The organism is Shewanella sp. SR44-3, assembly GCF_014163735.1.
Lineage (GTDB): Bacteria > Pseudomonadota > Gammaproteobacteria > Enterobacterales > Shewanellaceae > Shewanella.
On sequence record NZ_JACJDV010000045.1, the window covers coordinates 19,537 to 30,317 of the forward strand.

Below are 10,781 nucleotides of genomic sequence, written 5' to 3' on the forward strand. Positions count from 1 at the left end.
TATCCCCATATCTTCGAACAGTAAGGGAGAAATCCCTTTTCATTGTAAATCGCCTCGATTTAATTTTGGGCATCACATCATTAGGAGAGTTCATAGATGAATATTCGTCCATTACACGACCGCGTAATCGTTAAACGTTTAGAAGTTGAATCAAAATCGGCTGGTGGCATAGTCCTAACCGGTAGCGCAGCTGAAAAATCAACTCGCGGCGAAATTTTAGCAGTGGGCAATGGCCGTTTGCTAGAAAACGGCACAGTTAAGCCACTTGACGTTAAAGTGGGTGACGTTGTGATTTTCAACGAAGGTTATGGCGTTAAGAAAGAAAAAATTGACGGTGAAGAAGTGTTAATCCTGTCAGAAGCTGACCTGATGGCTGTAGTGGGTTAATCCCCAGCCCTCATTCTCCCTTCCACTTTTTTGAAATAAAGGAATCTCAACATGGCAGCTAAAGAAGTAAAGTTTGGTAATGACGCGCGCGTAAAAATGCTTGCCGGCGTTAACATTTTAGCCAACGCAGTAAAAGTTACCTTAGGCCCTAAAGGTCGTAACGTAGTACTAGATAAGAGCTTTGGTGCTCCAGTTATCACCAAAGACGGCGTATCAGTTGCACGTGAAATTGAACTTGAAGACAAGTTCGAAAATATGGGCGCCCAAATGGTGAAAGAAGTTGCTTCTAAAGCCAATGATGCCGCCGGTGACGGTACCACGACTGCAACCGTATTGGCCCAGTCTATCGTAGTAGAAGGCTTAAAAGCCGTGGCTGCGGGCATGAACCCAATGGATCTTAAGCGCGGTATCGACAAAGCGGTTATCGCTGCGGTTGCCGAACTTAAAAAGCTATCACAAGAATGTGCTGACACTAAAGCGATTGCTCAAGTGGGTACAATTTCAGCTAACTCTGATGAGTCAATTGGCGAAATTATTGCTACCGCGATGGAAAAAGTCGGCAAAGAAGGCGTTATCACAGTTGAAGAAGGCCAAGCACTAGAAAACGAGCTAGAAGTCGTTGAAGGTATGCAGTTTGACCGTGGTTACTTGTCTCCATACTTCATCAATAAGCCAGAAACTGGCAGCGTAGAGCTAGACAGCCCATTCATTTTGTTAGTGGATAAGAAAATCTCTAACATCCGTGAATTATTGCCAATCCTTGAAGGTCTAGCTAAAACCGGTAAGCCACTACTTATCGTTGCAGAAGATGTTGAAGGCGAAGCACTGGCAACGCTAGTTGTGAACAACATGCGCGGTATCGTGAAAGTGGCCGCGGTTAAAGCGCCTGGTTTCGGTGATCGCCGTAAAGCCATGCTACAAGACGTAGCAATTCTAACTGGCGGTACTGTTATCGCTGAAGAAATCGGTCTAGAGCTTGAAAAAGCCACCCTAGAAGATTTAGGTACAGCTAAGCGCGTTGTAATCACTAAAGACAACACCACTATCATCGACGGTAGCGGTGAGCACACTCAGATCACTTCACGTGTTGCGCAAATCAAGCAGCAGATGGAAGACTCAAGCTCTGATTACGACAAAGAGAAGCTGCAAGAGCGTATGGCCAAATTGGCTGGCGGTGTTGCAGTAATCAAAGTTGGCGCAGCCACCGAAGTTGAAATGAAAGAGAAGAAAGCTCGCGTAGAAGATGCCTTACATGCGACTCGTGCAGCCGTTGAAGAAGGGGTAGTCCCAGGCGGCGGTGTTGCCTTAGTGCGCGTTGCTTCTATGATTGCTGATATTGAAGTGTTAAACGAAGACCAAAAGCACGGCGTGGTTATCGCCCTGCGCGCTATGGAATCGCCACTGCGTCAAATCGCAACCAACGCAGGTCAAGAAGCCTCAGTTGTGGCTAACACAGTGAAGAACGGCACAGGTAACTACGGTTACAACGCCGGTAATGACACTTATGGTGACATGCTAGAGATGGGTATTTTGGACCCAACGAAAGTGACGCGTAGTGCATTGCAGTTCGCCGCATCGATTGCGGGCTTGATGATCACCACAGAAGCCATGATAGCTGAAATACCACAAGAGTCAGCGCCAGATATGGGCGGCATGGGCGGTGGTATGGGCGGAATGGGCGGCATGATGTGATCTAGCTAGTCTAAATCGGTGATAACTGCGTTGCTTCACCACTCGTTTATGAAGAACTAAACGTCGTGGTAAAGCGCCTTGTTCTAACCCGATTTATCCTGCGCTATATACTCTAGCTGGTTAAAATCAGTTATAGCTGCGTTGCTTCGCCACTCACTTAGGTGATTGATAAAAGTTGAAAAACTAAACGTCGTGGCAAGAAGCCTTGCTCTAAGCTGATTTTTCCTGCGTTAGATGCAGTGTTGTCTGAAGCCTAAAAGCTTAAAGCCGACTTCTTGTAAAAGAAAAATAAAGCCCCGATACCTAACAGTATCGGGGCTTTTTTATATTTTGGTAATGATTTTAAAGTGCGCTTGGCGTGAATCGATGCAAGATAATATAAGATGCGAATCCTTTGGCTAAAGCAGCAGAAATGTTGCTCTAATTGTTATAGGTAATTGCATGCTAGGACTCTTTAACCTCATGATATAATGTATTATCTATTGAGGAGGGTTATTATGAATAAACATGCTGAAACCTTGATACTGTTAAGCAAAGAAGGCGATATCATAGAATCTATATCGGATAAGTTCGAATATTTTGATTCGCTCAAATGGTTACACAATGAGGACTTCATAAAAGGCAAGCGGTCAGTAACTGATACAAGTGATGCTTTTTGGCATGTATCTATAACCCAAGCTGGCATGGATTATATAGATCGTTACAAGAAGGCTAACGCTCCGTGGTATAAGAAGCTGTTCAAATGGGATACCTTTGAGCGGCTGATGAAAACAACGAAGTTTATATATTGGCTCGTCTTAATGGGGGCTGCAATCCTTGCTTATGCAATCTCATAGTCGCTGGTCTGTACCTAGATACTGTCTTATAAAGGCTTGAGCCGTATGCGGGGAGAGACTAACAGTAATACTTGTTCCTTATCCCCTTGCCTGTGGCAAAGTGAATTTATCCTACACTAAAAAATTTTACCCATAGGTTGAATTCTTAGTTTGACAAGAACGATACCGAAAAAGAAAATTCCTGATACTTAACCGTATCGAGGCCTTTTGGTTATTGTTTATACTGACCCCAATTATTGAATCTTATTTTGAGTTAGAGTGTTTATTATGGAAAGGGACTATCTAATATTGGCTCATCAGTATTATGACAGCAGTATTAGGCATCTAGAGTCAGAAGATGATTTGAGACTCAGCTATGCTGCTCTTGATATGAGATTGGCTATAGAAGCTACGATCTATAAAAAGTGTGAGATGCTAGGTCAGTTTAAAGAAGAACTCCCCAAAAATGTATGGCAGCCAAAGCCCTTACTTCTGCGAATTGAACAGCTTCACCCTGAGCTGAATACAAAGATGAAGATAGCAGTTGCAATAGCCGAAAGTGATGCCCCTCCATCAAATGAGTCTGAGTGGATTCAATTTCCTATTGATATAAAGATCTTAGGAAAAGACTACGGAACTTTAGGGGGATATGTTCACATGACTACTCCTCACGATTTAGAATCAGTCTCGTATGACAAAATAAGGAAGAAACTAGCTGAAATAATTGAACGTTGGGCCATTTTAGTTAAGAGCTGGCATTTTACTGTGACTCCGAGGTTAGTTACCAATAACGCATGTAAGAGCTGCGGTACACGCCTGCTTTATTCTGAGGACTTCATCATCCAAAGAAAAACCATCAGATGCCTGAGCCAAGACTGTGGAGCCGAATATAAGATCAATCAAAAACTTGAGTTAGAGTATCTATCGGCATTTGAGATACCTTGTATGCACTGTTCTAATGTCATGGATGTGCATAAGAGTCAAATTGGTAAATATATTGACCAAGTCGTCATTGGCAAGCAGCCTAGCCTTATTCTTGAGTGTCCAGTTTGCGCTGGGAAAACGAAAGGGTTTGTGGGCATTTCTTACGAAAGTAAGCCACATGGGAAAATTTAATGGGCCATTGTTAAATGTGGGCTAACACGACTTATTCTGAGTAAGGATGCACATTTATCGCTGGTTTATAGCTTATACGCTTAGAACCAAGCGACTTGTAAAAGAAAAGTCTCGATACTTAACCGTATTGGGGCTTTTTTTATGGGGTATGCGTTGATTGTATAGCTTAAAATTAAATTATATAGAACAGTGTGTTAGGCTATAATATAGGCGTTATCATGGAGGGTATAATGGTAAGTTCAACAGCAGATAAAATACCGAAAAATGCTCGAGTTTTCACACCGAAAATGAGCAATTTTGAAATGAGCTCTCGTTATGAAGGCTTGTCCATGAAAAAAGAAAATGCTGGAAAATCGATTAATGATTTGAAACTGAAATATGCGCGATAAGTATGGGGTAAGCCACGACAGTTACTGTTACCCCGATTCGGAAGTACTTCAACATAAACTGAAAGAATTTAACGGTGCCACGCATTGTTAAATTTTGATCGTAAGCTTGAAAGCCTGCAGGTTACACTGATGCTGAGAAGGTGAGGCATGAATGTTTGCGAGACGACCGTCCGACCCATGGACGGGTCGGTTGAGCATCCACGGACGGACTAGCTGCGTGTCGGTGACTTCTTGTAAAACAAATAGGTCATGGTGAGCCTGTATGTTGGAGTCCACATTCAAAAATGATTTAAGTTGTTAGTGTCGTGGCATAGTGAATTTGGCCGCCTAAACTAGCTGATTTTCATGGCTGCAATCTTGGCAGTTGAGTGTGTAGGTTTCTTTGCGTTTGCTGACTTTGGTTTTGGGGCTGTGGCACTGGGGGCAGGCTTGTTTCATTGGGGTGTTTTTGCTGCATTGCTTACAGGTAATGTAGTAGCCGTATTTACCGTACATGGGGCTGTAGTTTGTTGATTCACCACAATGTTTACAGCTTAATGTCGCCATCGCGGCGGATGCAGCGGTATTCTTGACTGTCTGGGTTGTTTTAGTTGTTTGTGGCTGTACTTCAAACTGTGGCTTAGGCTCTTGTGCGCGCGCAGCCTTTGCCACTTGCGGCGTGGCTTGATTGGGAGCCTGATTTGAATCGATATGCTGGGCGATAATGAACTCACCGACTGAGTTGAGTTCTGCTTGGCTAAAGTCGGGGCGGGTATCGGCGACGCTGATTAAACGCATAAACTTATTCTTAAGGTTCATGATTTCTTCAAGCTTCTCGACTAAGAATTCGGTTTTCACAAGCTTGTTTGAAATTGTGCTTGGCATGGTTTCTCTGTCGATTACGGCATCACTGGATACTACACACAGGTGAACCCAGCAACGTCCGTTAAAACCTTGCTGCTTTATGCCCAATAATTTGCCTAATATCTCACTCTTATGATGCTTTAGCAGCTCTCTTAGTAGGGCTTGTTGAAGTTCGACTTGCTTAATAGGTGAGGGCATGCCTGACCAGTGATTGTTATAACTGCGGCTCCATTCGCCTTGGCTATTCACTTTGACATGCCCTTTAATGCTTTTTGATTCGATCAATACAAAGCCGTAGCGGTAGATAAGTAGGTGATCTATTTGCGCGGTTTCATCATTAAAGCTGAATTTGAAATCGTTGACGACTAAGATTTCAGGGTGGTCTTTAAATGCACGACGTAAGAAGAAGGCGACGCTTTGCTCTTGTTTTTGCCCAGCTTGTGCTTGCGGCGTCTGAGTATATTGCAGGGATTTAGTTTTTAAGATCATCTATCAATTGCATCCATTCAATCTTGATAATATTCAACCTGTAGAGTGTAAGCACAGTGTCTTCGCACTAAGGTAATGGCCTTAGCTTACTCTTTTTCCTATGCTAGCGACAAAGAAATTAACGCATGCCATGCATTATTAAATGTGGGTTAACACTATGTATCCTGACCAAGAATGAAAAATTCATTGTTGGTCTGAAGCCTAAAAGCTTAAAGCCAAACTGCTTGTAAAAGAACAGAGAAAGCTCTGATACTTAACCGTATCTGAAACTCATCAAAGCATGCAATGGGAATAACTAGAGAAAATGATGTCTGGAAGACTAAAAGAAGGTTTTACGTCTTAGCTTTGCGGTACCGTAAATAAAACTTTTTATATATTTTTCGTGGATTTTGTAATCGAAGGCTTAATGACTTTTTTTATGACTACACTTATTATCGCAATAGCGAGTTAGCCATATGCTGCGCATGAGTTAATTTTTTGATTGAGTTGTAGGTTCGCAGTTGTTAAATTCGAATTTCTTTCATAAAAGAAGCGTTGTAACTCCTGAGGGTTAAGCGAGCAAAAGCCAAATAGGTTAGATAATAGTGTTGTGGGCAATCTAAGGAGAAAGATAATGTCAGATCCATTTATCGGTGAAATTCGTATGTTTACGGGTAACTTCGCGCCCCGTGATTGGGCTTTCTGCGATGGTCAGTTGATCGCTATTTCTCAGAATCAAACGCTTTTTTCAATATTAGGTACTAACTATGGAGGGGACGGGCGAACCACTTTCGGGCTGCCCGATTTACGCAGCCGTGTCCCAATTCATGCTGGGCAAGGTACTGGTTTGACTCTTCATAAATTGGGGAGTAGAAGCGGTCATGAAACTATAAGATTAGGGATAGGTCAGTTACCAGCACATCAGCATCAAGTGGCGTTAACTGGGACGGCTAATGTTACGCTTTCGCCCAAGGCGTCTACTGCCGCTGGCAATGCCTCAACACCTGGGCCTACTGCCATTCCTGCAAAAGTAATGGGTGGGTTAACCCCTCTGAATGCGTACACGACTGAAGAGGCTGATACGACATTGCTACCAGAGGTTGCATCAACGACAGTGAGTGTAGAAGGAATTACAGGTATGACGGGGGCTGGGCTACCTGTGGATATTGTCCAGCCTGTTTTAGCAGTTAACTTTATTATTTCATTGAAAGGAATATACCCTTCTCGTAATTAAATTTGAAACAATGTGGTTTAAATCTGTAAGTGAAAATGCGCGCATGGGTTGTGCGCTAATTGTATTTAAAACAAGCTAATTTAGGGGATGTGTAATGCTGCAACATGCTTACAAAATGATTCATGCTTTTAAGCATATTATGACTAGATTCTGTCATTCTTATTTGAAAATGTTCATTGTAGGCAGTTTTTTTGCGATGACCTCCCTCTATGCTAGCGCACAAAACCGTTCTTTTGACTTTACAACGGGTGATACCGTAACGCTGACAAGTGCGGGCTCTGCGCTATCTAATCGAACAACATTTACACTGGAGTTTTGGGCTAAATTTACTAACGTCAGTGGGACCATCAATTTAGTGGATTTCACTGGCGGTGCCGATGCCGGTGGCCTCATATTGAACTCAAGTAAACTAACTGTCGATCTTGAGTGTGATTTTAATTGCCTGACAGAAAGTAATGTGTTGTCGTTAAGCACAGGAACCTGGTATCACATTGCAGTTGTATTTGATAATGGAACTTGGGATTTTTATGTTGATGGCGTCGCACAGGGAATAAACGTTTTAGATCAAGGCGCCCGTAGTAGCGTTCCTAATTATACGGGACTTGGAGTAAACAATCTTGTGTTTGGGTTGCAGAACCACGTAGCGGTAGATGATTTCGTCGGTGGTATCGATGATATTCGTATGTGGAGTAGTGCGCGCACGCAAGTGCAGATTCAAAATAACCGCAGTATCGAGTTGGTAGGCAATGAATCCGGCCTGCTGGGGTATTGGAAGCTGAATGAAGCCAGCGGTACTACAGTCAACGATAGCCAGACTAATTCCTCCATGCTAACAGGTACTAGCAGCGGTATCGGGTATAACGCAACGGGTGCATTTGTTACCGATTCTGTTGCCCCTACGGTAAGTTCTATCACAGCCAGCACCGCAAACGGTACTTACAAAGTCGGTGATGTTATTAGTGTTCAGGTTAATTTTGATGAAGCAGTATTGGTTACTGGTACACCTCAACTCACACTTGAAACAGGTACCACTGATCGCAGCATTAACTACGCCAGCGGTAGTAATTCCAGTACTTTGACATTCAGTTACACCGTTCAGTCTGGCGATACTTCGGCCGATTTAGATTATGTTGCGACCAATTCGCTGATGCTAAATAGTGGCACTATTCGTGACGCGGCAAGTAACAACGCCACCTTGACCTTGCCTTCTCCCGGTGCAGCAAACTCTTTGGGGGCGAATAAAAATATCGTCATCGATGGCGTGGCCCCGACGGTTTCATCTGTTAATGCCAGCACCGCGGACGGCACTTACAAACTGGGCGATATCATTAGTATCCAGGTGAATTTTAATGAAGCCGTGACCGTCACCGGTACCCCGCAACTAACGCTGGAGACGGGTACAACGGATAGAACGATTGACTACGCAAGTGGTAGTGGTTCCAGTACGCTGACATTCAACTACACCATTCAGTCCGGCGATACGTCCAGTGACCTAGATTATGTCGCCACCAACTCCTTGGCATTGAATAGCGGAACCATCCGAGATGCCGCTACTAACAATGCGGCCCTCACATTGGCTTCGCCTGGCTCCGCTAATTCACTGGGCAATAATAAAGCGCTGGTAGTGGACGGCGCTGTGCCCTCTGTGACGAGCACCGCACCTGCGGGTGGTTCAGTATCAACAGATACCAGTGTTGATTTCACCGTTAACTTCAGCGAATCCGTCAGCAACATTTCTACCGATGATTTTGCCTTGGGGACAACCGGTGGCGTGACTGCCACTATAGTCAGCGTCTCCGCGAGTTCAGGCTCCAGCGTGAATGTGACAGTGAGCGGTATTACGGGTAATGGCACCATCAAACTCAACCTGAATGCATCGACCAATATCAGCGATGCAGCTGGTAACGCTGGCCCTGCAGCCTATACCAGCGGCTCAACTCATACTGTGGCTATCCCGACAGCCCCAGATGCTCCTACTATTGGCGTTGCAACGGCAGGTATTGGGCAAGCCTCTGTGGCTTTTAGCGCACCAGCAAGTAATGGTGGCGCTGCAATAACGGGTTATACCGTGATATCTAATCCTGATGGCATAAGTGCTGGTGGTAATGGATTTACAACTTCTCCGATAACGGTAACTGGCCTAACAAATGGTACTGCTTATACTTTTACTGTGACGGCAACTAACGCCATTGGAACAAGCTCTGCATCAGGTGTTTCAAATTCAGTGATACCTAAAGTTAACCAGACAATTACCTTTGTTAATCCGGGTGCACAAAATTTCGGCACTAGCCCGACATTAACTGCAACATCAGATTCATCGTTAACCGTCAGTTTTAGTTCATCGACACCAGCGGTTTGTACAATTACGAGCAGTGGAACCCTGACCTTTGTGTCAACGGGCTCCTGTACCATAGATACAGATCAGTCAGGTGATATTGCCACTAATGCCGCCACTACAGTGACACAGTCGTTTACTGTTAATCCGGTGGTTCCCGGTGCGCCTACCATAGGCGCAGCCACAGCTGGCGATGGCCAAGCGAGTGTCAGCTTCACGGCGCCGACGAATACTGGCGGCGCAGCGATTACGGCTTATACCGTGACTTCAAGTCCGGGTGGTTTTACGGCTAGTGGTGCAGGTTCACCCTTAACGGTAACGGGTCTGACTAATGGCACAGCTTATACTTTTAGTGTCACGGCAACCAATTCCTCCGGTATCAGTACAGCCTCAAGTGCATCTAACAGTACGACGCCTAAAGCGGCGCAAGTTATTACCTTTGCCAACCCAGGTGCACAAAACTTCGGTACCACACCAACGTTAAGTGCTTCGGCGACGTCCAGCTTAACGCCAATCTTTACTTCATCTACAACGGATGTGTGTACTGTCACCAGTGGCGGCTTGTTAAGCTTTATCACTACTGGCACCTGTACTATTAGCGCGAACGAAGCGGGTAGTGACAGCTATTTACCCGCAGCGCAGGTGAGTCAGAGTTTCTCCGTTAATGCGGTGGTTGCAAGTGCGCCTACCGCAGCCACAGCCACAGCTGGCGATGGCCAAGCGAGCGTGAGTTTCACCGCCCCTGCTAACAATGGTGGCGCGGCGATTACGGCTTATACCGTGACTTCTAATCCAGGTGGTTTCACCGCCACGGGCGCGGCATCACCGCTTACCGTAACGGGCCTGACCAACGGTGTTGCTTATACCTTCAATGTGACGGCGACGAATGTTATTGGCACTAGCGCCGCATCGGTTGCCTCTAATAGTGTCACCCCTAACGAACCGCCCCAAGCGCAAACGATAACCTTTGCAAACCCTGGGGCGCAGAGCTTTGGCACCACACCAAGCTTAACCGCGACGGCAAGTTCTGGTCTTATCCCAAGCTTCACCTCTGCCACTACGGCTGTGTGTACTATCACCAGTGGTGGTAATTTGACCTTTGTGGCATCAGGCACTTGTACTATTAATGCCAATCAAGGGGGTAACGCTAGTTATGCAGCTGCACCTCAAGTGAGCCAGAGCTTCTCTGTTAATGCTGTGATTGCAGGTGCCCCCACAATCGGCACGGCAACAGCTGGTGATACTCAAGCTAGTGTGAGTTTCACCGCCCCGGCTAACAATGGTGGCGCAGCAATCACTGCATATACTGTTACTGCAAATCCTAGTGGTTTTACGGCTACAGGCTCATCATCCCCGCTGACAGTGACAGGCCTCACTAACGGAACTGCCTATAGCTTCACTGTTACGGCCACCAATATCGTAGGAATCAGTGCTGCCTCAGCTGCATCCAATAGCGTTATTCCAAAGGTTGCCAATAGTGCGCCGGTTGCAACCAATACCAG

General features: G+C 45.2%; 8 protein-coding genes. 7 read left to right on the top strand and 1 reads right to left on the bottom strand.

Going from position 1 to position 10,781, the window contains the following annotated elements:
* Positions 1-96: 96 nt before the first annotated feature.
* The 5 genes from H5073_RS15925 (at position 97) to H5073_RS15945 (ending at position 4,399) form a co-directional block, all read left to right on the top strand.
* The gene (locus tag H5073_RS15925) at positions 97-387 is read left to right on the top strand and encodes a co-chaperone GroES (protein WP_011494880.1); all 291 of its coding nucleotides are present in this window, start codon (positions 97-99) and stop codon (positions 385-387) included.
* Between the two features lie 51 nt (positions 388-438).
* Positions 439-2,079, top strand: a complete 1,641-nt coding sequence (gene groL, locus H5073_RS15930) for a chaperonin GroEL (protein WP_182680557.1) — start codon at positions 439-441, stop codon at positions 2,077-2,079.
* 497 nt (positions 2,080-2,576) lie between these two features.
* Positions 2,577-2,915: a hypothetical protein gene (locus tag H5073_RS15935; protein ID WP_182680558.1), complete on the top strand. Its 339-nt coding sequence runs from the start codon at positions 2,577-2,579 to the stop codon at positions 2,913-2,915.
* Positions 2,916-3,182: 267 nt separating this feature from the next.
* On the top strand, positions 3,183-4,010 hold the full coding sequence (locus tag H5073_RS15940) for a hypothetical protein (protein WP_182680559.1): 828 nt from the start codon (positions 3,183-3,185) through the stop codon (positions 4,008-4,010).
* A gap of 230 nt (positions 4,011-4,240) precedes the next feature.
* On the top strand, positions 4,241-4,399 hold the full coding sequence (locus tag H5073_RS15945; protein ID WP_182680560.1) for a hypothetical protein: 159 nt from the start codon (positions 4,241-4,243) through the stop codon (positions 4,397-4,399).
* A gap of 327 nt (positions 4,400-4,726) precedes the next feature.
* Here the strand turns inward: H5073_RS15945 and H5073_RS15950 are convergent, their stop codons facing one another.
* Entirely contained in the window at positions 4,727-5,731 is a 1,005-nt protein-coding gene (locus H5073_RS15950) for a nuclease-related domain-containing protein (protein ID WP_182680561.1), read from the bottom strand.
* 613 nt (positions 5,732-6,344) lie between these two features.
* Here H5073_RS15950 and H5073_RS15955 point away from each other — a divergent pair.
* On the top strand, positions 6,345-6,944 hold the full coding sequence (locus tag H5073_RS15955) for a phage tail protein (RefSeq protein WP_182680562.1): 600 nt from the start codon (positions 6,345-6,347) through the stop codon (positions 6,942-6,944).
* Between the two features lie 94 nt (positions 6,945-7,038).
* A partial coding sequence (locus tag H5073_RS15960; protein WP_182680563.1) for an S-layer family protein occupies positions 7,039-10,781 on the top strand: 3,743 nt, incomplete at its 3' end.